The organism is Methylocaldum sp. GT1TLB, assembly GCF_051027445.1.
Taxonomy (GTDB): Bacteria; Pseudomonadota; Gammaproteobacteria; order Methylococcales; family Methylococcaceae; genus Methylocaldum.
In genome coordinates this window covers 4905747-4931344 of record NZ_CP194898.1, presented here as the reverse complement: position 1 = coordinate 4931344, position 25598 = coordinate 4905747, and the positions used below count along the sequence as shown (strand labels likewise).

Here is a 25598-nt window from a genome sequence, read left to right as displayed (position 1 = left end):
ATGGTCCACCCGCAAAGCTCGGTCGGGTATCATAACGCCTCCTGAATCTTACCGTGCGGAGACTGCTTATGACGTTTACCACCCCCGATCTTTGCGATCGATACTCCGGCACTCATCATTTGCAGATCGCCGAACCGATGTTTCGCCCTTTCGGCGGCAAAAGCGCCTTCAGCGGTCGCGTCACGACGCTCAAGATCTTCGAGGATAATATCCTGCTTCGAGCGGTGCTCGAAGAGAAGGTCGAGGACCGGGTTCTCGTCGTCGACGGAGGCGGTTCCCACCGCTGCGCCTTGCTTGGGAGCAATCTAGCCAGGCTCGCCTGCGACAACGGCTGGCAGGGCATCATCGTCTACGGCTGTATCCGGGACTCGGTGGAAGTCAACCGGCTACCCATCGGCATCCGGGCGCTGCATACCCATCCTTTGAAAAGCCACAAAAAAGGCGGCGGTGATCGGGACATCCTCGTCACTTTTGCCGGCATCAATTTCAGGACCGGTTATTACGTCTACGCCGACGAAGACGGCATCGTCGTGACCGAGGATCAGTTGGCCTGACCATGGGACACCGACTCACCAAGATCTATACGCGGACCGGCGACAAGGGCACTACCGGGCTCGGCGACGGAACCCGCGTCGACAAGGATGCCCCGCGCGTCGAGGCCTATGGCGCGCTCGACGAACTCAACAGTCATATCGGATTGGTCCTAGCTTATACCGCACCGCCCAAGGTGGCGGACTGCCTGACCGAAGTTCAACAAGTTCTATTCGACCTTGGCGGAGACTTGTGCATTCCCGGACGCCGCTCCATCGACCAAAGTCATATCGACTGGCTGGAACAGTGGTTGGATCATTTCAATAACCAACTGCCTTGGTTGCAGAATTTCATATTGCCCGGCGGAAATCCGCCCGCGGCACATTGCCATGTCGCCCGTGCCGTCTGCCGCCGGGCCGAACGGGTGCTGGTTTCGCTGGGAAAAGCAGAGCCTGTAGATACGTTTGCCCTCGCCTATCTCAACCGTCTATCGGACTTCTTGTTCGTGGTCGCGCGTATCTTGGCTCGGCAGGGCGACGGAACGGAAACGCTGTGGCAGCCTCGTCGTCCCGCTCCGCAGCCGCCACATTGATTCGGCTTGCCTAAAATGTAAGAATCTCCCACCCTCTTAGTCAGAAATTACCCACACGCCTATGGAAATCATACTCGCCAATCCCCGCGGTTTTTGCGCTGGCGTCGACCGCGCCATCGAAATCGTCGAACGCGCCATCGAGGTTTTCGGAGCTCCGATTTACGTACGGCACGAAGTGGTCCATAACCGCTATGTCGTCGACGGCTTGCGCGATCGGGGAGCGGTATTCGTGGAAGAGCTTTCGGAAGTTCCGGAAAACTCCACCGTGATTTTCAGCGCACATGGAGTTTCCAAGGCCATTCAGGAGGAAGCTCAGGAACGCGGTCTCCAGGTGTTCGACGCCACCTGCCCCTTGGTCACCAAAGTGCATATCGAAGTACATCAACACGCGAACGAAGGGCGGGAAATCATATTCATCGGCCACGCCGGACACCCCGAAGTGGAAGGCACCATGGGACAGTACGTCAATCCGAACGGCGGGATTTATCTCGTGGAATCGCCGGAAGATGTCGACACGCTTCAAGTCACGAATCCGGACAATCTGGCCTATGTTACCCAAACCACCCTCTCCATTGACGACACTCAAGCCGTCGTGGATACCTTGAAAAAGCGCTTCCCGAATATCATCGGCCCAAGAAAAGACGATATCTGCTACGCCACGCAAAACCGCCAGGATGCGGTGAAGAAGCTCGCCACCCATTGCGACGTCATTCTAGTGGTCGGCTCCCCGAATAGCTCCAATTCCAACAGGCTGAGAGAAATCGCCGAGAAGCTCGGGCGTGCGGCCTACTTGATCGATGATGCCGATCAGCTTCAACGAAATTGGATAGACGGCGCTCAGAAAATCGGCGTTACAGCCGGCGCTTCGGCTCCTGAAATTCTCGTAACCAAAGTCATCTCCAAGCTTAAGGAATGGGGCGGACGGACGGTAATGGAGACCCGAGGCATCGAGGAAAAAGTCGTATTTTCCCTGCCCAAAGATCTTCGGCGCACGGCCTAAGAATCGTTATCCGCCGGTAAATCGCGTCGCAAGACCGGCGGATAAAACTCCTTTAGCACCTTCTGATCCGCGGCGGACCAGAAGGTGCACCTCCTCTCCCCGCGTCCCGCCTGACTCGTACCTCACTCTAACAATCGAGTTGGCACCGCCTCAGCAATCTATTCACTGCAATTCAACACTGGGAAGCTAGACTTACTTCTAGAGTGCCTCCATCTTGGTGTAGAGTCGCTCATTCGACCGGATTCCGGTCGAGACCGTTGAGACTACAGGAAGTCGGAACCGAAAATGCTCTTTTTGGAGCTTTTCAAGCATGCGGAATCGGGATTGAGCGCCAGATGTTAAGAGCCCAGGAAAATCGTTTCGAAGAACTGAAGACCACAGGGAAGCTGCCTTCCCCTTTCGGCGTCGCACTCGAAATCATGCGCCTGACCCACAAGAAAGACGCAACCGCACAGGAAATCGCCCAACTCGTGCAAATCGATCCGGCCTTGACGGGCAGAGTGATCCAATTTGCGAACTCGGCACACATCGGTGCACGTCGGCCGGTTGTAGCGGTCGTCGATGCCATTGGGCTTTTGGGCACGAATACCGTACGTCAGTTCGCGCTTAGCCTTTCAGTAATCCAAGGGAATCTGAGAGGGGCCTGCGGATCGTTCGATTACCGGGTTTTCTGGTCCGATTCTTTAGCCCGGGCCCTATCCATCCAAGCCATAGCGACACGTGATCGTACTTTCGCTCCGGAAGAAGCGTTTACTTGCGCTCTTTTGTCCGAGATCGGCCAACTGGCATTGGCCAGCGTGTACCCGGATGAATACGCTCAGTGCCTAGCCGCATGCAGGCCCGGAGATGACGATGGGTTAATCGAGTCGGAACAGGAACGATTTTCCATAGACCATCGCCAAATCACGCTCGGTTTATTGAAAGAGTGGGGCTTCCCTGCCGTTATGCTCGAAGCGTTAGCGCTTAGTAATACCGACGCGGGGCCATTGACATCAGAGAGCACCAGAGCCGAGCGCTTTGCCGCGCAATTGCGGCTGGCGACTTTGCTCGGCCGCTGTTGCGATGTGGATGCGGACGCTAGAAACGCGCTGCTCCCGCAAATCATCGCCATGGCACAGACACTCGGCCTGGACGAATCCGATTTGGAGGAGCTTTGGGATCAAGTCACTCAACAGTGGCAGATAACGAGCCGTTTCCTGAGCATTCCGGTCGGCGAACTGCCGCTGATAAAACCGCCCGACACCGATCAAATCGGCATCGATCCAAAACCGGCTGGCCTCAAAATTCTCTTGCTGGATAGCGGTTACGAGCGCATATCCGATCTTGAAAAGCTATTAGACGCCGATGGCCACGAAGTGCTCACGACGAGCAACGCCGATGAAGGCATACAGATCACTGTCACGGAAAAGCCGCAGCTTATAATTGCAGCCTCCGACAAATGCCCCCTCGACAGCATACAGTTCTGCAAAGCACTTCGCGCCTCCGAGCTCGGACGCCAAATCTATTTGATCGTTCTGACGTCCGCGCCGGACAACGAGTTCTTGGTGCAAGCTTTCGACGCGGGAGCCGACGATTTCATCGTAACCCCGGTCCACGACAGGGTGCTTATCGCTCGAGTGCGCGGCGGACAACGCATCATACAAATGCAGGAAGAAATGGCCCGCGAGCAGCAGGAAATCAGCCGATATGCCCGCGAACTGGCGATCGCAAAGCGAAAAATGGAAGTCATGGCGATGACGGACTCATTGACCAAGGTTCCTAACCGCCGCTACGCATTCGCCAGGCTCGACGAAGAATGGTCTGTTTGGCGCCGCACTGGCAGGCCCTTAACCATCATGCTCCTGGACCTTGACCATTTTAAGCAGATCAACGATATCTTCGGGCATCAAGCCGGCGACCAAGTATTGGTACACACAGCCAAAATCATACGCTCCATGCTGCGTTCCACCGATGTCGTGTGTCGATTGGGCGGGGAAGAATTTATCGTAATAGCGCCGAACACCGATGTAGCCGTTGCGAAAACCTTAAGCGAAAGGCTGCGAAGCGATGTCGAAAAGCATCAGATTCAGACGGTAAAGTTGACCAGACTGGTGACAATAAGTATCGGTGTCGCGGTTTCGACGGACCAGACGGTCAATGAGAACGACTTGCTTCACCGCGCGGATCAGGCCCTCTATCGCGCGAAGCACGCCGGACGCAACGCCGTTCGGTTCTACTCGCCGCAGCGAGCCGCTTAGAGATGCCGTAGCAAATCAGGAATTCATTTTCGTAGGGTGGGTTAGGCGCACATCAGCACTGACCAACCGCCGATCACTGCGCTTCGCGTGCGCCGTAACCCACCGAACGACCTAACTCACTCTACATAATGTTCACTCGAATGCCGAACGGAATTAGACTCGGCTTCAAAGAGGGTGAACGGAGGATAATACTTGCACCAGCCTGTCTGGCGCTTCCGCGAGCGATCAGCGAGAAGTACCGGCAATCTTTAATCGACGGACTCGTTTGGAATACTTCGAAAACGGTTTGAGCGCCTTGCGATCTGATGGCATGGAAAAATGATGATCGAACCTCGTTTCACGTGTCTTCCCGTGTTCGTTTGTATCTTCAGCCCCCTGCGACGGCGGAATTTCTTCAGATGAATTCGTATCCACCAAGGGCAACCGCACCACGAATTCGCTGCCCGCGCCAGTGCCGGCGCTGTAGGCTTCCACTTCTCCGCCATGCATCTCTACCAATCGTTTGACCAGGCTCAAACCGATGCCAAGACCGCCTTGTGCCCGATCGAGGGATCGCGGCTCCTGGGTAAACAAGTCGAAGATGTGCGGGAGACTCGAAGGCGATATGCCCATCCCGTTATCCTGCACCCGTATCACCGCCTTTTGCTCCTCCGCCTCGACCAGCAACTGGATAACACCGCCCTCGTCCGTATATTTCGCCGCATTATCCAAAAGATTGGAAAATACCTGAGTCAATCGAGCGAAATCGGCTTCCACCCAAAGCGGCGCGGACGGTAATTGTATGCACAACTCATGCTGACTGGCCTCGATAAGCGGACGACTTGCTTCGACGGCTTGCAGAACAGGCGTCGTGAGCTCCAGGACTTGAGGCTTGAGCGTTACCTTGCCACAAGTGAGGCGCGACATGTCCAGCAGATCGTCGACCAAGCGTGTAAGCTGGCTCAACTGGCGATCGATGATGCCTTGCGCCCAATCCACGTGAAACGGCGTAACATTCGGTTGTTTCAAGACTTCGACCGCATTGCGGATGGGTGCGAGCGGATTGCGCAACTCGTGGGACAGCATGGCGAGAAATTCATCCTTGCGGCGGTCGGCCTCTTTCAGCGCCTCCTCGATTCGCTTGCGCTCTATGGCATAACGAATGGACCGGATGAGCAAGTTACCCTGAAACTGCCCCTTAATGACAAAATCCTGAGCCCCTTCCTGGATCAGGCGAAATCCGACAGCCTCATTGTCCAGACCGGTGAAGACGACGATGGGAACCGAACCCGCCATATCGCGGATCTTCAACAGCGTATCGACGCCCTCGGCATCGGGTAGATTGAGATCCAAAAGGATCACATCGAACCGCTGCCGCCTTAGGATTTCCTTCGCTTCGCTGAGCCGAGCCGCCCGTTCCAAATCGAAACACACCATGCCGACCTGGCCTAACGCATCTTCGACCAGGAAGGCATCGCTCGGGCTGTCCTCCACCAGGAGAACGTGGTAGTGCTGCTGCATAGGCTAAACTACCGGGTAGGAAGGCTCACCACCGTAAACCAGAAACTCTCGATGGCCTGAACCACTTTAACAAAACTGTCGAAATGGACCGGCTTGGTGATGTAGCAGTTGGCATGCAATCCGTACGCCCGAAGAATGTCCTCCTCCGCCTTGGATACCGTCATCACCACTACCGGAATCATTTTTAGATTCGCATCGCTCTTGATTTCGGCGAGAACCTCGCGGCCGTCCTTCTTCGGCAGATTAAGATCGAGAAGAATTAGGTCCGGACGTGGCGCATCAGCGTATTTACCCTCCCGCCGGAGAAACGAGGTGGCTTCCACGCCGTCCTCCACGATAAACAGCGCGGTGAGCAGCTTTGCAGATTCGAGCGCTTCTTGGGTGAGAAGCACATCGGTGGGGCTATCTTCAACCAGCAGGATATTGACGGGTCTCATCGGATCGCTCTGAGCTTGGTAGGAAAAGTAAAAAAGAAGGTCGTACCGCGGCCGGGCTCGGATTCCACCCAAATCCGCCCGCCATGTCGCTCCACGACTCTCTTACAAATCGCGAGTCCGATCCCGGTGCCGGGATAGTCGTTCCGCGCGTGCAATCGCTGAAAAATCCTGAATATCCGTTCGAAATAAGGGGATTCTATACCGATGCCATTGTCGGCGACCGCAAATACCCACTCGTTGTTTTGTTTTTTTACGCCGATATGAATCTGTGGTGTTCGGTCACCGCGGAATTTGACGGCGTTGCTGATCAAATTCTGAAACAGTTGGATGAGTTGGCCGGAATCCGCGGAAATCGTGGGCAGGTGGTCATGGGTTATCTTGGCTCCGCTTTCGCTGATGGGGACTTCGAGATTGGCCAAGACTGTGTTTAAGATCGCTTGACAGTCCGTCGGTTCAAAAGGTTGATCCCGTGAGCCGATACGCGAATATGCCAATAGATCATTGATGAGGTTTTGCATGCGTGCGGCGCCGTCCACCGCATGCGAAATCACCTCATCCGCCCGCACGTCCAGCTTTTCCTGGTATCGCCGCCGAATGATTTCCACGCAACCCGCCACTGCCCGTAACGGCTCCTGTAGATCATGGGAAGCCACATAAGCGAATTCCTGCAATTCGGCATTGGAGCGCGCCAGCTCCTGCGCTTGCGCGGCAAGTTGCTCCTCCGCCGTCTTGCGTTCGGTCACATCGAGCATGATACCGATCATGCGGACGGGACGACCGTACCGACCGTACAAGACTTGGCCTCGATCGTTGACCCACCGAATGCTGCCGTCGGTGTGCAAGACGCGATATTCCAGATTGAACGCATCCTGCTTCCTTTGCGTCATAAACCGTTTGATCACCGAATCCACAGCCTCTTTTACGACGGCTCGATCATCGGGATGCACTCTTTCGAGCCAATTCTTGGCGGACGCCTCGCACTCTCCCGGCTTGAGCCCAAGCAGATGATAAGAGCCATCCGACCACATCACTTTGTCCTGAAGTATGTCCCAGTCCCAGGTTCCCGCCCTTGCAGCGCTCAAAGCCAAATTCAAACGCGCTTCGCTTTGCCGCACAATCTCTTCGGCCTGCTTGCGCTGAGTGATGTCGGCTATGGCTGCCAACACATAGTTTTTCTTATCGACATGTATCGGATTCAGAGCGATTTCGACGGGAATTTCCTCGCCGTTCTTGCACAAACCGTAAAGGTCCCGCCCCATGCCCATGGGTTTTCGCTCGGGATCCTTGTTAAAGCTTTGGCGATATGCCTCGTGCCCGATTCTAAACCGCTCGGGAATGAAAACGTCGATCGAGCATCCAAGCAATTCGTCTCTTGAATAACCGAACAACTGCTCCAAATACGCATTGACTAAAACGATCCTGCCGTCATGGTCGACCAGCACCAGCGCATATGGCGCACTCTCCGTAATCACACGGAAGAAGGATTCTGGTCTGTTGCCTGCTTCATCCATGAGGAGAAACGAGAAGTGAGAATTTAAAGAGTCACAGTTTCCGGGACTTACGTTGTCCCAAGCCCGGTCGAAAGCGCATCGACCATCAATAACAAGTGACCTGTTAGGGAATCAAATTTTTGCCCAAAGGTCAACCAGATGTTACGAATGATAGAAAACAAATTTGCATGCGTTTCTGATCATTATGCGCTGACAATTTATTTTCATTCGCGTTCCGGGAACGCATGGAAAATCTCGAGCCAGCGCTCTTTCAATTCGGGTGTAAAGGCAATCGAGTCGTCCCTGTACGTGCATTTAATTCCAAATCGCTTTCAATCAGGAATTAATTTTTGTAGGGTGGGTTAGGCGCACATCAGCACTGATCGACCGCCAATCACTGCGCTTCGCGTGCGCCGTAACCCACCGAGCGACCTCGGACCGGTGGGTTACGCTGCGCTAACCCACCCTACGATTAACGTGCATTCGAATGCCGAATGGAATAACACCGAATGTTGTTAACGCGGAATGAAAATGGTTTAGCGGGGCTGTTGCCCCGGCGTGGTCATAGTTGCAGGATTGTGGGCGCGATTGTGCACGCCGGTTGAAGATTGCAATGATGGCAGCAGCGGAATTCAGCCGTCTAGGTCCGCTGAAATTCGCGTCCTGCCTTGACTTCGAGTACATAGCCCGCCCGGATAACGAAATCGCCGAAAGACTCTCCCGTCCGGCGCTCGCGCGCATAGTGCGCGATGATAGGACCCAGTGCATCCACAATTTCGTCTTCCGAAAGCCCTTCCCGGTACAGGGAGTTCAAGCGGCTGCCGTCGGAGCCCGCCCCCAGATAAAGGTTGTACTTTCCCAAACTCTTGCCGACCAGTCCGATTTCGCCGAGATACGGACGCGCGCAGCCGTTGGGACAGCCGGTGACCCGGAGAGTAATGGCGTCTCTTTCCAATCCGGCCTTTTTCAGCAGCGGCTCGAGCCGCGCGAGAAGCGCCGGCAACCAGCGTTCGCTCTCGGCCATGGCCAATCCACAGGTGGGCAAGGCCACGCACGACAAGGCTTGCCGCCGCAAGCCGCTCCAGCGCTCGGCGTCCGGAATTCGATACCGGTCGAGCAAGGCTTCGATCTTAGGTCTAGCGGATTCGCCGATCTTGGCGATAATCAGATTCTGGTTGGCGGTCAAGCGGAAGTCGCCCTCATGGAACTCGGCGATTTCGCGCAGACCCGTCAGCCAGGCGGCCTCGGGCGTATCTCTCAGACGCCCGCTGAGGATGCCGAGCGTCAGGTGCCACTGCCCCCGGTCGTCCCGCACCCAGCCGAAGCGGTCGCCGGTGCTTTCGAAACGGAACGGCCGCGCCGATTCGAGCCGCCAGCCGAGCCGCGTTTCCAGCTCGGCCTTGAACCATTCCGTGCCTCGGTCGTCCAGGGTGTACTTCAGCCGGGCATGTTTGCGGCTGCTCCGGTCGCCGAAGTCGCGTTGCACCTTGAGTACGTTTTCGGCGACTTCGATGAGACGATCGGGCCGGCAAAAACCGATGCCTTCGGCGAGACGCGGGTAAGTCAAAGGCTCGTTATGGCTCATGCCCATGCCGCCGCCCACAGCGACATTGAAACCGAGCAACTCTCCGCGTTCGGCGATGGCAATGAATCCCAAGTCCTGGGCAAAGACATCGATATCGTTGTGGGGAGGCAACGCAATGCCGATCTTGAACTTCCGCGGCAGATAATGCTTGCCGTACAAGGGCTCTTCCTCGGCCGGCGTCCCGGCGACGCGCTCGCCGTCCAGCCAGATTTCGTGGTAGACCCGCATCTTCGGGAGCAGGTGCGCGCCAAGGCGTTTGCTCCAGTCGTAAAGTTCTTCGTGCAGCGGGGAAAGATAGGGGTTGTTGTGGCAAACCACGTTGCGGTTAACATCCCCGCAGGCGGCGATGGTATCCAGCAAGGCGTGATTGATGCCGGCGATAGTCGCCTTGAGGTGCCGTTTCAAGACGCCATGAAACTGGAAGGTCTGGCGGGTCGTGATGCGCAGCGAACCGTAGCCGTAACGGCGCGCCAGTTCGTCCAGTTGCAGCCATTGCCGAGGCGTGCACACGCCGCCCGGCATCCGCACCCGGACCATGAAGCCGTAGGCCGGCTCCAGCTTCTGCCGCTGGCGCTCGTTGCGGAGATCCCGGTCGTCCTGCTGATAGGTGCCGTGGAACTTGAGCAGCTTGGCGTCTTCCGGGGATACGGCGCCGGTCGCCCGATCGGCCAGGCTTTCCTCGATTGTTCCCCGCAAATAGAGGCTGCGCGCCTTGATGTCTTCGTCTTCGCTGGCTTGCATGCGTTCTTCCATCATCGCCTCCTCAATACACGTCACGCTGGTAGCGCTTCGAGGACTGCAAGTTCCGGACATATTGCTCAGCCCGTTCACGGTCGATGCCCCCTTCTTTTGCCACGACGGCGATCAAAGCCTCGTGAACGTCGGGGGCCATACGCTTAGCGTCGCCGCAGACATAGAAATACGCCCCCTCTTCCAGCCACGCATACAGTTGACGGCTTTGTTCGAGCATCCTGTGCTGCACATAGACCTTATTGTCGTCATCACGCGAAAACGCCACATCGATCCGGCTCAAAAAACCGTTCCTCCGATGAGCTAACCACTCCCGCTGATACAGAAAATCGGTGTGGAAATTTCGGTCGCCGAAAAACAGCCAGCTCTTGCCCCTGGTCCCAGCGATCTCGCGCTCCGCCAGAAAGGCGCGAAAAGGCGCCACGCCCGTTCCGGGTCCGACCATGATGATCGGAGCGCCAGGGTCCTCGGGCAGCCGGAAATTGGTGTTGCTATCGACGTATACCGGCACCTGCCTCTCCTCGGCCACCCGATCGGCGAGAAATGTCGACGCGACGCCATGACGCTCCATCCCGTGACTTTCGTAGCGCACGACACCGACGGTGAGATGCACTTCGTCGGGATTGGCATTAAGGCTCGATGCGATGGAATAAAGCCGGGGCGGAAGTTTGCGCAGCATGGCGACGAACCGATCGGCGCTGATGCCGGGCACCGGATACCGCCGCACCACATCGATGATTTCCCGACCGCCGAGAAAGTCCCGAAAACGCGACCGGTTTTCGTCCTTGAGCAATTCGGCCAATTCGGCGGAACCGGACAGCTCTGCATACTTCTCCAAAAACGGACGGGTAAGCGTCGTAATTTCAAAATGATGCAGAAGCGCGTCTTCCAGCGTGGTTTCGACGCCGTCGGAGCCGGGAACGGCTGCGCTTGAATCGAGCCCGATGCTCTCCATAAGATCGGCCGCCCGCTCCGGCCGGTTCGAGGGAACCACGCCCAAAGCATCGCCCGGCTCGTAGCGCAGACCGGAACCCTCGATGGAAAGTTCGATATGCCGCACGTCCTTGGTGGAGCCTCGTCCCGTCAATCGGACGTTTTCCAGCAGGGTAGCCGGGAACGGCTGTTTCTTAGAGTACGCGGATACCTGATCCGACGCGGCCGGGGTCGATACCTCCACCCGCGGCTCCCGAGACCGGGCCAAGGCCGCCAGTACGCCCTCCATCCAGCCTTCCGCCGTTTCCTCGTAATCGACGTCGCAATCCGCACGGGGATGAAGGCGGGTCGCGCCCAAGTCTTCCAACCGGCTGTCGAAATCGCGCCCGGTTTTGCAGAAATATTCGTAGCCGGTATCGCCAAGGGCCAGGACGGAAAACCGCAAACCCTCCAGCTTGGGCGCTTTCTTCCCGTGCAGGAACTCATAAAACGGGCGGGCATTGTCCGGCGGCTCGCCCTCGCCGTGGGTGCTCGCGATCACGAGGAGGCAACGGTCGCGTCTGAGTTGGGCGCTCTGGTAGCTGCCCATGTCCTCCAGCCGCGCCGCGATGCCGCTTTGCTGCAATCGAGCATGCAGCGCTTTGGCGATCTTTTCGGCGTTTCCGGTTTGCGAGCCGAAAAGCACGGTTACCCCCGCGGACGCCTCCGAAGATCGAAGCGGAGGTGATGGAATGCGTTTCTGCTCGGCATCGCCGAATCCCGCCAGATAACCGCTGGCCCAAACTCTCTGCTCGTGGGAAAGCCCTTCTGCCAAGCGTCTCAAGATATCCCACTGTTGTGGGTTCAAGGGGCCGCTGAGTGTGCTCACTGAATAGTCTCTTGAAGAAGTTGCTGCCGAACAGGCGATTAGACCGGTCCACATGGCCTGCTACGCCACGATCATGGACCTAAAGCCGGCGGCCTTGCCGCATCGCGGTCGGATTCGAATCGCCACTAAACGCCATGCCACAGGAAGCCCGGGGATCCAACGCCCTACAAGACAAACGAAAGCCAGTGACCCGCACGGACGCACTGGCTTTCGGCCACCCTGTCGGCATGGCTTGAATACATTGGGAAAAAATATATCAAAAATGCATGAATAACGATAAAGAATATTAATTCATTTCATTAAACCATTTCGGAATAAAAAGATGCCGCAGAACCCGGGGGTGCGCTCTAATCCTTCCCGGCAGACCGAGTATCAATCCCTCACCCAATCCTCGATCAGCCGGCTCGGTATGTGAGGCGATTCGCTGAGCGGCGGATGGGGTTTCCGGGCCAGAATCAGCCCGCACACCCGCAAGGTGTCACCGGCCAGGATCCAGGAAACGGCCAGGAACAGCGCAGTCAACCCGGCGTCGAGATAATCGTTGAAGATGAGCTGTGACGCCTTGGCGGCTTGATCCTCGGGCAGCAGCCCCGCCGCCAGCTTGTCGCTTAAATCCCGTGCATGCGCCAGAAACCCGATGCGAAGCTCCGGGCTGAACAGCTTTTCCCATGCCGCCGAAGTGGTGATGATCAGAAGCCACGCGAGCGGCACGCCGGTTACCCAAGCGAAACGAAGCTTCCCCGTTTTGACCAGGATGGTGGTGGCCACGCAGAGAGCAATTCCCGCCAGCATCTGGTTGGCGATACCGAACAAAGGCCACAGGCTGTTGATACCGCCCAAGGGATCTATGGTGCCGATGTAGAGGAGATACCCCCAGCCGGCCACCACTAATCCGGACGTCAGAATCACGCCGGGATACCAGGAGGTCCGCCCAAGCGCGGGCATCCAGTTACCCAACACGTCCTGTAGCATGAAGCGGGCAACGCGGGTACCGGCATCCAGGGTGGTCAAAATGAACAGCGCTTCGAACATGATGGCGAAGTGATACCAGAGCGAGAGCAAGCCCTGCCCGAAAGCGCCGGCAAAAAGAGATGCCATGCCCACCGCCAGCGATGGCGCTCCGCCGGTGCGGGCGAACAGGGTAGATTCGCCCATTTGCTGAGCCAGCGCATACATCTGCCCGACGGTTACCGGAAATCCCCAGGCGGAAATCTTCGCTACCGCTTCCGCCGCATCTTTGCCCACCACGCCCGCGGGGCTGTTGATGGCGAAATAAACACCCGGATCAAGGACGGTCGCCGCCACCATGGCCATGATGGCTACGAACGACTCCATCATCATCGCGCCGTAGCCGATGAATCGGGCGTCGGCTTCATTGGCCAAAAGCTTGGGCGTAGTCCCCGACGAAATCAGGGAATGGAAGCCGGAGATGGCGCCGCAGGCGATGGTGATAAAGACGAACGGAAACAGCTTGCCGCCGAAAATGGGTCCGCTGCCGTCGACGAACCGGGTCAGGGCCGGCATCTTCACTTCAGGGTGAAGGATGACGATGGCCACCGCCAAGGCTGCTATCGTTCCCAGTTTCATGAATGTGGACAGGTAATCGCGCGGAGCCAGAAGCAGCCATACCGGCAGCACGGCCGCTGCAAAGCCGTAAGCGATAACCATGAGCGCCAACTGCGGTCCCTCGTAGTCGAACCAGCCACGGAGGCCCGCCACCTCGTCGATGGCGCCGCCGCCCCAAACCGCCAGCAGCAGCAGGCTAACGCCAAGCACCGTCGCTTCGATCACTCGTCCCGGCCTGAGATGCCGCATGTAGATACCGACCACCATGGCGATGGGAATGGTTGCCGCCACCGTGGATGTAGCCCAGGGGCTGTGTTTCATGGCGTTCACCACCACCAGGCCCAGCACCGCGATAAGGATGATCATGATGCACATGACGCCCAGCAACGCCGCGTTACCGCCGATGGGACCGAGCTCGTCGCGCGCCATCTGGCCTAAGGAGCGCCCGTCGCGCCGGATCGAACAGAACAGGATCACGAAGTCCTGCACGCAGCCGCCGATGACGGCTCCGATCAGTATCCACAAGGTGCCGGGCAGATAGCCGAACTGCGCCGCGAGGGTCGGACCGATCAAAGGTCCTGGGCCGGCGATGGCGGCAAAATGATGGCCGAATACTACCCAGCGATTGGTCGGCACGAAATCGCGCCCGTCGTTGAAACGCTCAGCCGGCGTCGCCCGCGTGCCGTCCAGACCCAGAACCTTGGCCGCAACGAAGGCGCTGTAGAAACGGTAGCCCAGAGCGTAGACACAAACCGCCGCGGTCACGAACCAAAGGCTGTTGACGCTCTCCCCCCGATTCAAGGCGATCCCGCCGAACGCCGCCGCTCCGATCAGAGCCACCAAGAACCAAATCGCCAATTTTTGAATACTCGAACCCTGTTCTCTCATTTCTTGCGCTCTTTTCCGAAATAGCCGAGGCAAACGTCGTCAAAATGCGCCATAGGATAAAGCCAAATCCAGCCAAAGCGTGAATTTGGGATATGCCTGTTCCTGAAAGCTTTCCACTATCTTCGAATCCGGCGCTCATTTCCTAGCACTCATACAACCCATCGGCACCTGACAAAATTTGCAATCAACATGATCAGAACGCCGTGCTCGGCCTTGCCCTCAAAACTGTCATATTTCTGTGACATCTTCGTCACAAAATTCTTGGCTCTAGCAACACTGTTTCAAGCAGACGTCTCACTCATGACTTTCAAACAAAAAATTTTTCTCTCTGCCGTAATTGGCTTTTCCTGTGTCGGTCTGATTACCGGGCTCGCCTGCTGGGGGCTGTTTGCGCAGTCCGAAAGCGTCACCAAGTTGCACTTGAAAGTTCAAGCGCTGAAAAGCAGCGCCGAAGCGGATCGGTTGCATCACGGCTTGTTCGGCGCAGTCAGCCGCGCGTTGTTGCTGCACCCGGACGCTGCTTCGGAAGAACGTGAGGAAATTCGAGGCGTGTTGCGGGACACCAGCGAACGACTGCGGCAATCCATCTCATCGCTCAGCACCTACAATCTTCCCGAAGCGGCATTGCACGAACTGGACGCGGTCAAGCCGCTGATCGAGATCTACGAGTTCGACGCCAATGTACTGGTTTCGAGGGCCTTGTCGGACGGAGAAACGTCCCGTGATCTTCCTCCCGATTTCCTGGGCACGTTCCGGGACATCGAGACCAAGCTCTCGTCCTTGTCCAGCATGATCGAAAATACCGCCGACGAGGCCAGTGCCGAAGCCGACCGTTCCAAGGAAAAAGCGCTGGCGATGCTACTCTCCTTCGGACTCGTGACCTTGACCTTATCAATGCTTTCCTGTGTTTACCTGTACCAAGGTGTTTATCTTCCCCTACGGAAGGTCGCCGACCATTTCTCGACCATCAGCCAAGGTACCAGCGACTTGACGATTCGCCTGAACGATCAAGGCCGCAACGAAGTCGCGTCGATTGCCGGCAGCTTCAACCGCTTCGCGGCCAAACTCCAGGACACCTTGCATCAGCTGCTGGCCTGCAGCGAAAGGATCAACCAGGAATCAAAACACTTGCTGAACGTCAGCGATTCCGCAAGTCAGGGCGTCCAGCAGCAGCAAAACGGAATACACCAACTGGTTGCGGCCGTGGAGCAGATGACGGTCGCGATTCAAGACGTTGCCCGTACGGCACATGCCACAGCCGAAGCGGTTCAGGCGACTAATCGGGAAACGCAGAACGCCAAACGGATCGTAGACAAGGCAACGGAAGCTATCGACGTCTTGGCGATCGATATGGGCAAAGCCACCGAGGTCGTCGGCATTCTGGAAAAGCAGACCGAACGCATCGGCGCTGTCTTGGATGTGATACGCAATATCGCCGACCAAACCAACTTGCTGGCCTTGAACGCCGCCATCGAGGCCGCGCGGGCCGGCGAATCGGGACGCGGCTTCGCGGTCGTCGCCGAAGAAGTCCGCAGTCTGGCGAGCAAGACCCAGCAATCGACCGCCGAGATTCAAGCCACTATCGAACAGCTTCAAGCGGAAGCGAAATCCGCGGTCCAAGCTATGGAAGACGGCCGCAATCAAATGAAAGCGACCATAACCGAGGCCGGCAAAGCGGGCGAAGCCCTTGCGCGCATCACCCAGATGATCGGCCAGCTCACCGACATGAACACGCAAGTCGCAAGCGCCGCCGAGCAGCAAACGGCGGTCGTGGGCGACATCAATCGCAACATCGTTGCCATCGGACGCATCTGCAATTCGACCGCAGACGGCGCGACCCAGTCCGCCCAGGCCGCCCGCGATTTATCGCTGACCGCCGATTCGATGAACCGCGTGACGGCGTTGTTCAAGGTCTAAAACTTCCGACGGATGCTCAGCTTCGGAGTCGCCACCCAGAATGCTCCAAAGTTGTAAGCCTTTGGCAGCTTCTCGGGGCAACTGAGATCCGAAGCCATCTTCAGCGAGATAATCCCATGCGTCCAATGCATCCCTTTCCGGCAGTACACAAATATTTGGAGCAGAAATTTCCGGACATGGACGTCTCTGAGGTCATTCACCAAGGGACGGTGGCGCGCCTCTTGAAATACGTACCTCCTCTTTCGCGGAATACCGGCTGCCTTGATGTTTTGAGCTTGTTCATCAAGGATCAGGAGCTTTATTCGGCTGCCATAACGGACGAAAACCTCGTGCCGATCGGCATCGTCGATCGCCATTCCCTGGTCGAAATCTTTATTCAGCCCTTTGCACGCGACCTGAACTACAAGAAAACGATCGACGAGTTCATGGACCCCAGCCCCATCGTCGTCGAAGCGCATACTGGCGTCGACGATCTGGCCAGCATCATCGTCGACGCTGGAATGCGGCACATGGTTAACGGCTATATCGTTACCAAAAACGGCATCTATGCCGGCATGGGCACCGGACACGACCTGCTCGACGAGATTACTCGAAGAAAACAGGCTCACCTCTATTATCTCGCCCACTTCGATCAACTCACCGGACTTCCGAATCGCTTGCTCTTCGAAGATCGACTGCAACGGGCATGTCTCAATGCGCAAAGACACGGCAGCAAGGTTGCGCTGCTCTTCATCGATCTGGACCGGTTCAAATTCATCAATGACACCTTCGGACACGCCAGCGGAGACTTGCTGTTAAAGGGCGTGGCCGAACGGCTCGTTGCCTGCGTCAGAAAAAGCGACACAGTGGCCCGGCTGAGCGGCGACGAATTCACCGTCATCCTCGAGAACCTTCACAACGCCTCCGATGCCGTCTTGGTGGCCGAATCGATAACGGCTGCCTTGGCCAGGCCTTTTTCCGTATTGACCAATGACTTGCATATCACTTCCAGCATCGGCGTCTCGCTTTTCCCCGACCATGATCTAACCACCGACGGATTGATGCGCAAGTCGGATGCCGCCATGTATAAGGCGAAGGAAAACTACGGAGGACAGTGCCTTGTTTATGACGAGCGCATGGAGAACGGGGTGCTGGAACGGTTGACCATCGAAAAAGGGCTGCGCACGGCACTCGACGACAAGGAATTCAGACTCCATTACCAGCCTCAATGCAATGCAGTCACGGGCGAAGTCTTGGGGGTGGAAGTCCTCCTCCGCTGGCATCACCCGCGGTTAGGGCTGGTCTCCCCAGCCAAATTCATCCCGATTGCCGAGGAAACCGGACTCATTGTCCCCATCGGCGAATGGGTGCTGCGTGAAGCGTGCCGACAGCATATGGCCTGGCAAGGCGAGGGACTGCCCCCAATCCGCATAGCGGTTAACATTTCGGCCGTGCAGTTCCGCCAGAGGGATTTTCATGGCCTGGTGAAAGGCATCATCGAGGAGAGCGGCATCAAGCCCGAATACCTCGAACTTGAACTTACCGAAGGCGTGGTCATGGGCGATGCGCCAACTACGATCGATTCTCTGGCCCAACTCAGGCAGTTGGGAGTGAGGCTTGCCATCGACGATTTCGGTACGGGGTATTCGAGTCTTAGTTACTTGCGGGAGTTTCCTCTGGATCGACTCAAGATCGACCAGTCGTTCATCCGCAATATCGACAAGGTTCCGGCGAACCTTGCCATCGTGCGCGCCATCGTGGCGCTCGGAAAAAATCTGGGGCTGGAAATCATCGCCGAAGGCATCGAAACCAACTCAGAGTTGGCCTTGGTTGCGGCGAACGATTGTGCCGAGGTGCAGGGTTACCACATTTCCAAACCCGTGCCGCCCGATCATTTCGCCGCATGGTTCCTAAGCCGCCCCGATTGCCGAATGAACTTCGAATCCGGCATCGTCTAGCCCAGATGCTGCTCACCCAGACTCACGCATCGACAACGGCGCGCAATCCCCCCACGAGCCGCCGAGTTCCCTCGGCGGCCGTCTCGGGCTCCAGAGCACCGTAGGCAACCCGCAGATAACAGCCTGTTTCCAGCCCGAAAGCCTTGCCCGGAATGACGGCCACCTTGTGCTCCCGGATCAGGCGTTCCGCGACCATCATTGAGTCGAGCTCGGTATCGAGCTTTAGCAGAAGATAGAAAGCGCCCTGGGCTTCCGGAACCCGGCAGATATCGGCCAGATTCCGCAGTCCGTCCAAAACGATCTCGCGAACCCGGCCGATGGTCTCCAGTTTCTCGCGGCAATAGCCGGAACCTGTCTCGAGCGCTCCGACCGCTGCGTGCTGCGAAATCGAGGGCGCGCAGATGAGATTGGTGTCCTGGGCTTTCAGCACCGCCTCGTACAAATGCTCCGGAATCACCATGTAACCAATGCGCCAGCTCGCGAAACCGTAAGCCTTGGAAAGCGAGAACAGCGAGATGGTGTGCGGCTCGGAATTTTGCACTGAGGCCGGCGAAAAATGCTTCGCGCCGTAGGTGAAATATTCGTAAGCCTCGTCGCTGATATGGTATATCCCGTGTTCTCGGCAAATCGCGTTGACCGCCCGCAAGGCGTCTTCCGAATAAACCGCTCCGCTGGGATTGTTCGGCGAGATGGTGACGATTGCCCGGGTCCGATCGTTAACGGCGGCCCGGATGAGATCGGTCCGAAGTTGATAGTTCTCGTCCGTCGGCACGAACACCGGCGTGCAGTTGAGCATCCGGATCGCCATTTCCTGGTTGAAATAGTACGGAAGCGGCAGGATGATTTCGTCGCCCGGATCGGCGATGGCGAACAGGGCATTGAGAAAACCCATGTTTCCGCCGGCCGTTACTACGATGCGTCGCTCTGCGCCAACGCGGATACCGTTCTCTGCCGCCAGTTTTCGCTCGATCAACTCGAGCAGCCGAGACATGCCCTGGACGGGGCCGTACTTCTGATTTTCCGGTTTCGCGAAGAAACCGCGGATCGCTTCGTGGGCAGCCGCTGGCGGACCGTAGAACACCACGCCCTGCCCCAGCGAAACCGTTCCGGGATGGCTTCGGATCAACTCGGCAATTACCGGAATGATGGGGGCTTGCACGGCGCTCATGCGCCGGCTGACCTTCGGTCGATGCTTCGTCATGTCACACTGCCAAAAACGCGAATTGTAAGGCGCTTTCCCGCATCGGTTAAAATGCCTCTCGCTCGGCGCAGGATGCACAAGCCGGACGCCCCATGATAAAGTTTAGTGAAACACTAGGTTATCGAATGCAAATCGACACTCTGCTAAAGGCGCGCTGGATCATCCCGGTGGAGCCCGATCGTATTGTTCTGGAACATCATGCTCTCGCCATAGACGGCGGGCGGATCGTGGACATCCTGCCGATTTCCGAGGCCGAACTTAAATATCAAGCCGCGTCGGTGGAGTCGCTCGATCGTCATGCTCTGATCCCAGGCTTCGTCAACGCCCATACCCATGCCGCCATGACCTTGTTGCGCGGCGTGGCCGACGACCGGCCGCTGATGGAATGGCTGCTCGACCATATTTGGCCCTTGGAACAGAAATGGGTCGGCGAGAACTTCGTGCGCGACGGCACCGATCTGGCGATGGCGGAAATGATTCGCGGGGGCGTCACTTGCTTCAACGACATGTATTTCTTTCCCGAGGTTACTGCCCGCCAGGCGGCACGTTGCGGCATGCGCGCCGTGGTCGGCCTGATCCTTATCGATTTTCCGAGCGCATGGGCGAGCGGCCCCGACGAGTATTTATCCAAGGGACTGGCGCTGTACGACGAACTTCGCCACAACCCTTTGATCACCACGGCGTTCGCCCCGCATGCGCCCTATTCCGTTTCGGACGAGCCCTTGCTGAAGGTTCGTACCTTGGCTGCGGAACTCGACCGCCCGATCCACATGCATCTGCACGAAACCCGGGACGAAATCGATCAGGGCCGCCAGCGTTACGGCATGCGCCCCATGAAGCGGCTTCAGCAGCTGGATCTTTTGGGCCCGTCCTTCGTTGCGGTACATATGACCCAGCTCACGGATGAAGAAATCGGCCAATTCGCCGAATCCGGCGGCAGCGTCGTGCACTGTCCCGAATCGAATCTGAAGCTGGCCAGCGGCTTTTGTCCCGTCGCCAAGCTCGTTAAGGCGGGTATCAACGTCGCCATCGGCACGGACGGCGCGGCCAGCAACAACGATCTCGACCTGATGGGTGAAATGCGTGCCGCGGCCTTGCTCGCCAAGGCGGTATCGGGAGATGCCGCCGCGGTTCCGGCCCATACCGCATTGCGGATGGCGACGCTCAACGGGGCCAAGGCCTTGGGACTCGAGGCGGAGATCGGTTCGCTGGAAATCGGAAAGTCTGCCGATATCACGGCTATCCATCTCGACGAACTCGAAACCCAACCCTTGTACGACCCGATTTCGAATGTCGTCTATGCGGCCGGACGCCATCAGATCACTGACGTCTGGGTGGCGGGACGCCAGCTTCTGAAAAACCGCGAGCTCACGACTCTGAACACCGAAGAACTTTTCCAGAAAGCCGCCGCCTGGCGGGAGAAATTAATCAGCGTACAGGAACGGCCATGACGAGCACCGAAAACGTCCACGAACACGAAATCCACAAATTCGGCGTGCTGGCCGATCGCTGGTGGGACCTCGACGGGGAATTCAAGACCTTGCATGCGGTCAACCCTTTGCGCATTCAGTTCATTCGCTCCTTCGCGGAACTCGAAGGCAAGCGTGTCGTCGATGTCGGTTGCGGCGGTGGAATACTGAGCGAGGGACTGGCGCGGGCCGGCGCCCAGGTAGTCGGCATCGACCTAGCCGAAGAGCTTTTGGATATCGCGAAATCCCATGCGGACGAATCGGGGATCGGCGTGGATTATCGACGGGTCAGCGCCGAGGCGCTTGCCGAAGCGGAATCCGACAGCTTCGACATCGTGACCTGCATGGAAATGCTGGAACACGTGCCGGACCCCGCTTCGGTAGTCAGAGCCTGCGCCAAACTGGTCAAGCCGGGCGGCCGAGTCTTTTTCTCGACGCTGAACCGGAAGCTCAAAGCCTATCTCCTCGCGATCGTCGGTGCAGAATACCTCTTGAACATGATTCCCAAGGGAACCCACGACTACGCGACCTTCATCAAACCGTCCGAGCTCAGCCGATGGGCGCGGGAATCGGGACTCGAGCTTCTCGGCATGGAGGGCATCGCCTACAACCCGATCACCGGGCAGTTCACCCTGAGCCGCGATTTGGATGTCAATTACCTGGCGGCATTCGCCAGACCCGAGGAATAAACGCATGGCCGCAAACCCGACAGTTTCCGCCGTGCTGTTCGATCTGGACGGAACTCTGCTCGACACCGCGCCCGATCTGGTCTTTGCCGCCAACGCCGCGCTCGCCGAGGCCGATATTCCGCCGCGTTCCGTGGACGAACTCAAGCCCTGCATCTCGGGCGGCGCCACCGTCATGCTGCGCTGCGCGTTCAACGGGGATTACGAGCCGGCGCTCTTCGGCCGAGTGCTGCAACGGATGCTGGAGCTTTACCACGCCCATGTCGCCGATCGCACCCGCTTCTTCGACGGTACCGAATCCGTGCTCGGCGAGCTCGAACGGCGCGGCATTCCCTGGGGCATCGTCACCAACAAGATGAGCAGGTTCACCGATCCCTTGCTGAAAAAACTAAATCTGGCCGACCGTGCCGGATGCGTCATCAGTGGCGACACCACCGCCGAAAAAAAGCCGCATCCCCTTCCCCTTCTGGAAGCCAGCCGGCGTTTGAATCACCCCCCGGAAGAGTGCGTCTACATCGGCGATGCTCCCGGCGACGTGGAAGCCGGCCGCCGAGCCGGCATGACGACCCTCACGGCGCTGTACGGTTATATCGCGGCGGAGCATGCGCCTCATGACTGGGGCGCCGACGGCCTCCTTGCGACACCTCGGGATCTGCTGCCCTGGCTGGACGGAGCGCTGTCATGAGCGGCTCGATGCTTGCTGACCGCGTCATTCTCGTTACCGGTGCCGGCGGCGGGCTCGGCTCGGCGGTTTCGAAGACTTGCGCCGCCGAGGGCGCGACGGTCATCCTGCTCGGAAAGACCATACCGAAGCTGGAGAAGGTCTACGACGCCATCGTAGCTGCCGGAGGACCGCAACCGGCGATTTATCCACTCGATTTGGCCGGCGCTACCGAGGACGATTACCGCGATCTCGCAGCCTCGGTCGAGCGGGAATTCGGCGCGCTGCGCGGACTGGTGCATTGCGCTGCCGAGCTCGGCGCACTCGGACCGGTAAGCGATATCAGCGGCGGATTGTGGCAACGTCTGCTTCACGTCAACCTGACCGCGCCGTTCCTGCTGACCCGGGAACTCCTGCCATTGATAGCGAAATCTCCCGATTCGGGCATCGTATTCATCACCGACTCGGTGGCCCGAACCGGAAAAGCCTATTGGGGTGCTTACGGGGTAGCCAAGATCGGCCTGGAAGGCTTCGGGCGAATCCTTTCGGACGAGCTGGAAAGCCGCAAGGTTCGCGTTCACCTGTATTCGCCGGGTCCCATGCAGTCCCCGCTTCGCCGGCGCGCCTATCCGGCCGAGAACCCGGCGGGGCTGCCTTTGCCGGACATCCATGCGGAGCAAATCGCCCGCCTGCTGAGTCCAAACGAAACACCTTCAAACGCTTATCTGATTAACAACGCATAACACTTATGTACGGTTACGGTCGCGAAAGCATCGTCCTTCAGCGGGATGTCAACGTCGTCCAGATCCCCGACGGCACGCCCGGTTCACTGCCGAAAGGCCACGTAGTAAGTCTGTATCAGTCTTTGGGCGGCAACTTCACCGTGGTCACCGAAATGGGCCAGATGGTGCGCATCGCCGGAAACGACGCCGATGCCCTCGGGAAAGAACCGCCGATCATGGGCAATCTCGTGAGCGGCACGGACCCGGAATCGGTCGAAAAAAACGTCTGGGAAGTGCTGAGGACCATTTTCGACCCGGAAATACCGGTCAACATCGTCGACTTGGGGCTGGTCTACCACTGCAAGGTGACTCCCGTCGAAGAGGGCAAGAACGATGTCGACATCATCATGACCCTGACCGCACCCGGCTGCGGCATGGGCCCTGTCCTGCAATACGACGCCGAAGCGGCGGTAAGAAATCTCCCGGGCGTGAACAGGGTGAACGTCGAAGTGGTCTTCGATCCGCCCTGGTCGCGCGACATGATGTCCGAGGTGGCGAAACTTCAGCTGGGAATGATCTAGAGCATTTTCCGGTTTGGTACGGTCCCCCAGGCTGCCCGTAAGTCGGCCATCCTTTGCCAACAAAACCTCTGGCCGATCTGTAAACGTCGGGAAAGGATTCCCGACCTACTCGGCCGCCCAGGCGCATCGTTGTAGGTCGGCAATCCCTTGCCGACAACCCGCTGTGTTGAGAACCGACGTCCTGGCGCTCGCGGAGCGTCCGTTTGCGATTGGGGTGGGATTCCCGACCTACAACTGATCACACGTCGCCAGACGCGCCTACCACATCAAATCGTCGGGGATCTTGTAATCGGCATATTCGTCGTCGGCATCTTGCGCTTGATCGGGCTGATTGAGCAGAACGATTCGGGTTTCATCGCGCTGCTTGATTTTTTCGGCCACCGGCAGCGGGACGATCTCATACCGAGACTCCAGGCTGGCTATTGCAAGCGTGCCCGCCACCAGACTTTGATGGACCGCCTTGGACACATAGATGGTCTTGACCTTGTTGTCGTGCGCGAACCGGTAGGCGATCTCGTCCTCCCCCGGCGAAACGCGGTTCGCCTCGATCAGCTGCTTGATTTGCGCGGCAAGCGCTTTTCTTTCCGCTTCTTTGGCTTTTTCCAGATTGAGCTGGCGGTCACGCTCGACTTTTGCCGCCATAGCGTCCTGAGCCGCGCGCTTGCTCTCGTCCTTTGCGGCGGCATTTCCGTGGCGATTCTGCTTTTCTTGTTTCCGCGCTTCCTTGCTGGCCTGTTTGGCTTGCTTGTCGTTGACCAAGCCCGCCTTTAGAAGCTGATCTCTCAGGGAGTTACTCATGCCCATGGCTCCTGTTTCGTCTCATATTCAATGCCACACCCACATCTTTCAATACCGACGGCAGAACGGTCAATCCACATCCCGTTTCCCAACGGACGGCCAGGCGACCAGTAAGGCCAATAAGCTGGAGCCCGCCGCCGCCGTATAAACCCAGTGAGGCCCCCACGCCGTCCAGAAGTATCCGCTGTATAGACTACCCAGCGCGCCGCCCAAACCGAAACTGAGGGCACTGTAAAGGGCTTGTCCTTTGCCGTGATGCGGACCGCGGAAATGGCGATGCACCAGATGGATGGCGGCCACGTGAGCCGAGCCGAAACTCGCCGCGTGAAGCAGTTGACCGGAGAAAACCGCCGCAAGGCTGTCGACACCCCAGGCAATCAATAGCCAGCGCACAACGCTCAGGGCGAGGCTCGCCAGAAAGATCCGGCGCAGGCTGTAGCGCGCCAGTAAACGGTGCAAGAACGCGAACAGCACGATTTCCGCCAGGACGCCGAGTGCCCATAACTGACCGGTCTCGCCGCTGCTGAAGCCGTGATCCCGAAGATATACCGAGAAAAAGACGTAATAAGGACCGTGTGCGAGTTGTTGCAGCATGCACGCCAGGAAAAAAGCAATGACGTCGCCCCGCTTCAAGATATTCGACAAAAAGCTCGGTTCCGGGCCATGAATTTCCTTCGGACCTCTCGGCACAGCCAGGCTGACCAGCCACAGCCCGCCGAACAGCAGCACGATCAACTGCGGTAGACAACCGATCGAAAGGACGCGCTCCAAAGCCTTGCCGATCGACACGACCGCCGCGATGAAGCCAATCGAGCCCCATACCCGCACCCAACTGTAGCGATACGTATCATGGCGCAGGTGATTGAGCGTGACGGTTTCGAAAAGCGGCAGCATGGCATTCCAGAAGAAACTGAATACCAGCATGACCAGGGCGAATCCTGCGAATCCTTGCAGTCTTAAAACCAGGCTGAAAGCGACTAGGGTGAAAAATCCGGCGAGCCGGACGACGGACAGGGTCCGCCCCGTTCGATCCGCCAGCCACCCCCAAAGATTCGGCGCGACGACTCGGGTCGCAGCGGTAATGGCGATCAACTGGCCGATCTCCGCCGCAGAGAATCCCGTGTCCTGGAGATAAAGCGCCCAGTACGGCAAAAAGGCGCCCAGCGCCGCGAAATAGAAAAAATAAAAGCCGGACAACCGGCCGTAAGGCACTTTACGCGCCGAGAGCATGGCTGGCGGAAGATCGTTC

At 57.9% G+C, this 25598-nt stretch carries 20 protein-coding genes; 11 read left to right on the top strand and 9 right to left on the bottom strand.

The annotated features are described in order from the left end of the window. Positions 1-68 precede the first annotated feature (68 nt). From rraA to ACR2R1_RS21790, 4 genes are all read left to right on the top strand, one after another. On the top strand, positions 69-554 hold the full coding sequence (rraA, locus tag ACR2R1_RS21805) for a ribonuclease E activity regulator RraA (protein WP_077731177.1): 486 nt from the start codon (positions 69-71) through the stop codon (positions 552-554). A 2-nt stretch (positions 555-556) separates the two neighbouring features. Further along, positions 557-1123 (top strand): cob(I)yrinic acid a,c-diamide adenosyltransferase, encoded by a 567-nt coding sequence (locus ACR2R1_RS21800; protein ID WP_434111907.1) that lies wholly within the window; start codon positions 557-559, stop codon positions 1121-1123. Between the two features lie 61 nt (positions 1124-1184). Next, positions 1185-2123, top strand: coding sequence for a 4-hydroxy-3-methylbut-2-enyl diphosphate reductase (ispH, locus tag ACR2R1_RS21795; protein WP_077731175.1), 939 nt, complete (start codon positions 1185-1187; stop codon positions 2121-2123). Positions 2124-2458: 335 nt separating this feature from the next. Then, the gene (locus ACR2R1_RS21790; protein ID WP_434111904.1) at positions 2459-4360 is read left to right on the top strand and encodes a GGDEF domain-containing response regulator; all 1902 of its coding nucleotides are present in this window, start codon (positions 2459-2461) and stop codon (positions 4358-4360) included. Between the two features lie 225 nt (positions 4361-4585). On the opposite strand, the gene ACR2R1_RS21785 is transcribed toward ACR2R1_RS21790, so the two are convergent. The 6 genes from ACR2R1_RS21785 to ACR2R1_RS21760 all read right to left on the bottom strand — a co-directional run bounded on the left by ACR2R1_RS21785 (position 4586) and on the right by ACR2R1_RS21760 (position 14377). Then, a complete protein-coding gene (locus ACR2R1_RS21785; RefSeq protein ID WP_434111902.1) occupies positions 4586-5860 on the bottom strand; it encodes a sensor histidine kinase in 1275 nt (424 codons plus the stop codon). Between the two features lie 8 nt (positions 5861-5868). Further along, the gene (locus tag ACR2R1_RS21780) at positions 5869-6297 is read right to left on the bottom strand and encodes a response regulator (RefSeq protein WP_434111900.1); all 429 of its coding nucleotides are present in this window, start codon (positions 6295-6297) and stop codon (positions 5869-5871) included. After that, a complete protein-coding gene (locus ACR2R1_RS21775; protein WP_434111898.1) occupies positions 6294-7808 on the bottom strand; it encodes a PAS domain S-box protein in 1515 nt (504 codons plus the stop codon). The genes ACR2R1_RS21780 and ACR2R1_RS21775 overlap by 4 nt, the downstream gene beginning before the upstream one ends. A 619-nt stretch (positions 7809-8427) precedes the next feature. Next, positions 8428-10125: an assimilatory sulfite reductase (NADPH) hemoprotein subunit gene (gene cysI / locus ACR2R1_RS21770; RefSeq protein ID WP_434114298.1), complete on the bottom strand. Its 1698-nt coding sequence runs from the start codon at positions 10123-10125 to the stop codon at positions 8428-8430. 10 nt (positions 10126-10135) lie between these two features. Beyond that, positions 10136-11923 (bottom strand): assimilatory sulfite reductase (NADPH) flavoprotein subunit, encoded by a 1788-nt coding sequence (locus tag ACR2R1_RS21765; protein ID WP_434111896.1) that lies wholly within the window; start codon positions 11921-11923, stop codon positions 10136-10138. 372 nt (positions 11924-12295) lie between these two features. Next, the gene (locus ACR2R1_RS21760) at positions 12296-14377 is read right to left on the bottom strand and encodes a carbon starvation CstA family protein (RefSeq protein ID WP_434111894.1); all 2082 of its coding nucleotides are present in this window, start codon (positions 14375-14377) and stop codon (positions 12296-12298) included. Positions 14378-14677: 300 nt separating this feature from the next. Between ACR2R1_RS21760 and ACR2R1_RS21755 the strand changes: the two genes are divergently transcribed. Continuing rightward, on the top strand, positions 14678-16294 hold the full coding sequence (locus ACR2R1_RS21755; protein ID WP_166642488.1) for a methyl-accepting chemotaxis protein: 1617 nt from the start codon (positions 14678-14680) through the stop codon (positions 16292-16294). A gap of 116 nt (positions 16295-16410) precedes the next feature. After that, on the top strand, positions 16411-18231 hold the full coding sequence (locus ACR2R1_RS21750) for an EAL domain-containing protein (RefSeq protein ID WP_434111892.1): 1821 nt from the start codon (positions 16411-16413) through the stop codon (positions 18229-18231). A gap of 22 nt (positions 18232-18253) precedes the next feature. On the opposite strand, the gene ACR2R1_RS21745 is transcribed toward ACR2R1_RS21750, so the two are convergent. Next, a complete protein-coding gene (locus ACR2R1_RS21745) occupies positions 18254-19432 on the bottom strand; it encodes a pyridoxal phosphate-dependent aminotransferase (RefSeq protein WP_205781135.1) in 1179 nt (392 codons plus the stop codon). Positions 19433-19557: 125 nt separating this feature from the next. On the opposite strand from ACR2R1_RS21745, the gene ACR2R1_RS21740 reads away from it, so the two are divergent. Genes ACR2R1_RS21740 through sufT form a run of 5 tightly spaced genes read left to right on the top strand, consistent with a single transcriptional unit; the run spans position 19558 to position 23551 of the window. Next, positions 19558-20883 carry a TRZ/ATZ family hydrolase gene (locus ACR2R1_RS21740; protein WP_086135277.1) on the top strand — a complete coding sequence of 442 codons (1326 nt, stop codon included), beginning with the start codon at positions 19558-19560 and terminating at the stop codon, positions 20881-20883. After that, positions 20880-21590, top strand: coding sequence for a bifunctional 2-polyprenyl-6-hydroxyphenol methylase/3-demethylubiquinol 3-O-methyltransferase UbiG (gene ubiG / locus ACR2R1_RS21735; RefSeq protein ID WP_434111889.1), 711 nt, complete (start codon positions 20880-20882; stop codon positions 21588-21590). Before ACR2R1_RS21740 ends, ubiG begins: the two co-directional genes overlap by 4 nt. 4 nt (positions 21591-21594) lie before the next feature. Further along, positions 21595-22272 carry an HAD family hydrolase gene (locus ACR2R1_RS21730; RefSeq protein WP_077731163.1) on the top strand — a complete coding sequence of 226 codons (678 nt, stop codon included), beginning with the start codon at positions 21595-21597 and terminating at the stop codon, positions 22270-22272. Then, positions 22269-22991, top strand: a complete 723-nt coding sequence (locus ACR2R1_RS21725) for an SDR family NAD(P)-dependent oxidoreductase (RefSeq protein ID WP_434111887.1) — start codon at positions 22269-22271, stop codon at positions 22989-22991. Before ACR2R1_RS21730 ends, ACR2R1_RS21725 begins: the two co-directional genes overlap by 4 nt. A 5-nt stretch (positions 22992-22996) precedes the next feature. Further along, on the top strand, positions 22997-23551 hold the full coding sequence (gene sufT / locus ACR2R1_RS21720) for a putative Fe-S cluster assembly protein SufT (protein WP_077731161.1): 555 nt from the start codon (positions 22997-22999) through the stop codon (positions 23549-23551). Positions 23552-23809: 258 nt separating this feature from the next. On the opposite strand, the gene ACR2R1_RS21715 is transcribed toward sufT, so the two are convergent. Both ACR2R1_RS21715 and ACR2R1_RS21710 read right to left on the bottom strand, forming a co-directional pair. After that, positions 23810-24349, bottom strand: coding sequence for a DUF2058 domain-containing protein (locus tag ACR2R1_RS21715; RefSeq protein ID WP_434111885.1), 540 nt, complete (start codon positions 24347-24349; stop codon positions 23810-23812). A 69-nt stretch (positions 24350-24418) separates the two neighbouring features. Then, positions 24419-25579 (bottom strand): MFS transporter, encoded by a 1161-nt coding sequence (locus ACR2R1_RS21710; RefSeq protein WP_434111883.1) that lies wholly within the window; start codon positions 25577-25579, stop codon positions 24419-24421. Between the last annotated feature and the right edge of the window lie 19 nt (positions 25580-25598).

What these genes read in the sequence shown, in the direction of transcription:
- rraA (WP_077731177.1), top strand. Translation starts at nt 69, where the DNA reads ATGACGTTTACCACCCCCGATCTTTGCGATCGATACTCCGGCACTCAT.
- ACR2R1_RS21800 (WP_434111907.1), top strand. Translation starts at nt 557, where the DNA reads ATGGGACACCGACTCACCAAGATCTATACGCGGACCGGCGACAAGGGC.
- ispH (WP_077731175.1), top strand. Translation starts at nt 1,185, where the DNA reads ATGGAAATCATACTCGCCAATCCCCGCGGTTTTTGCGCTGGCGTCGAC.
- ACR2R1_RS21790 (WP_434111904.1), top strand. Translation starts at nt 2,459, where the DNA reads ATGTTAAGAGCCCAGGAAAATCGTTTCGAAGAACTGAAGACCACAGGG.
- ACR2R1_RS21785 (WP_434111902.1), bottom strand. Translation starts at nt 5,860, where the DNA reads ATGCAGCAGCACTACCACGTTCTCCTGGTGGAGGACAGCCCGAGCGAT.
- ACR2R1_RS21780 (WP_434111900.1), bottom strand. Translation starts at nt 6,297, where the DNA reads ATGAGACCCGTCAATATCCTGCTGGTTGAAGATAGCCCCACCGATGTG.
- ACR2R1_RS21775 (WP_434111898.1), bottom strand. Translation starts at nt 7,808, where the DNA reads ATGGATGAAGCAGGCAACAGACCAGAATCCTTCTTCCGTGTGATTACG.
- cysI (WP_434114298.1), bottom strand. Translation starts at nt 10,125, where the DNA reads ATGGAAGAACGCATGCAAGCCAGCGAAGACGAAGACATCAAGGCGCGC.
- ACR2R1_RS21760 (WP_434111894.1), bottom strand. Translation starts at nt 14,377, where the DNA reads ATGAGAGAACAGGGTTCGAGTATTCAAAAATTGGCGATTTGGTTCTTG.
- ACR2R1_RS21755 (WP_166642488.1), top strand. Translation starts at nt 14,678, where the DNA reads ATGACTTTCAAACAAAAAATTTTTCTCTCTGCCGTAATTGGCTTTTCC.
- ACR2R1_RS21750 (WP_434111892.1), top strand. Translation starts at nt 16,411, where the DNA reads ATGCGTCCAATGCATCCCTTTCCGGCAGTACACAAATATTTGGAGCAG.
- ACR2R1_RS21745 (WP_205781135.1), bottom strand. Translation starts at nt 19,432, where the DNA reads ATGACGAAGCATCGACCGAAGGTCAGCCGGCGCATGAGCGCCGTGCAA.
- ACR2R1_RS21740 (WP_086135277.1), top strand. Translation starts at nt 19,558, where the DNA reads ATGCAAATCGACACTCTGCTAAAGGCGCGCTGGATCATCCCGGTGGAG.
- ubiG (WP_434111889.1), top strand. Translation starts at nt 20,880, where the DNA reads ATGACGAGCACCGAAAACGTCCACGAACACGAAATCCACAAATTCGGC.
- ACR2R1_RS21730 (WP_077731163.1), top strand. Translation starts at nt 21,595, where the DNA reads ATGGCCGCAAACCCGACAGTTTCCGCCGTGCTGTTCGATCTGGACGGA.
- ACR2R1_RS21725 (WP_434111887.1), top strand. Translation starts at nt 22,269, where the DNA reads ATGAGCGGCTCGATGCTTGCTGACCGCGTCATTCTCGTTACCGGTGCC.
- sufT (WP_077731161.1), top strand. Translation starts at nt 22,997, where the DNA reads ATGTACGGTTACGGTCGCGAAAGCATCGTCCTTCAGCGGGATGTCAAC.
- ACR2R1_RS21715 (WP_434111885.1), bottom strand. Translation starts at nt 24,349, where the DNA reads ATGAGTAACTCCCTGAGAGATCAGCTTCTAAAGGCGGGCTTGGTCAAC.
- ACR2R1_RS21710 (WP_434111883.1), bottom strand. Translation starts at nt 25,579, where the DNA reads ATGCTCTCGGCGCGTAAAGTGCCTTACGGCCGGTTGTCCGGCTTTTAT.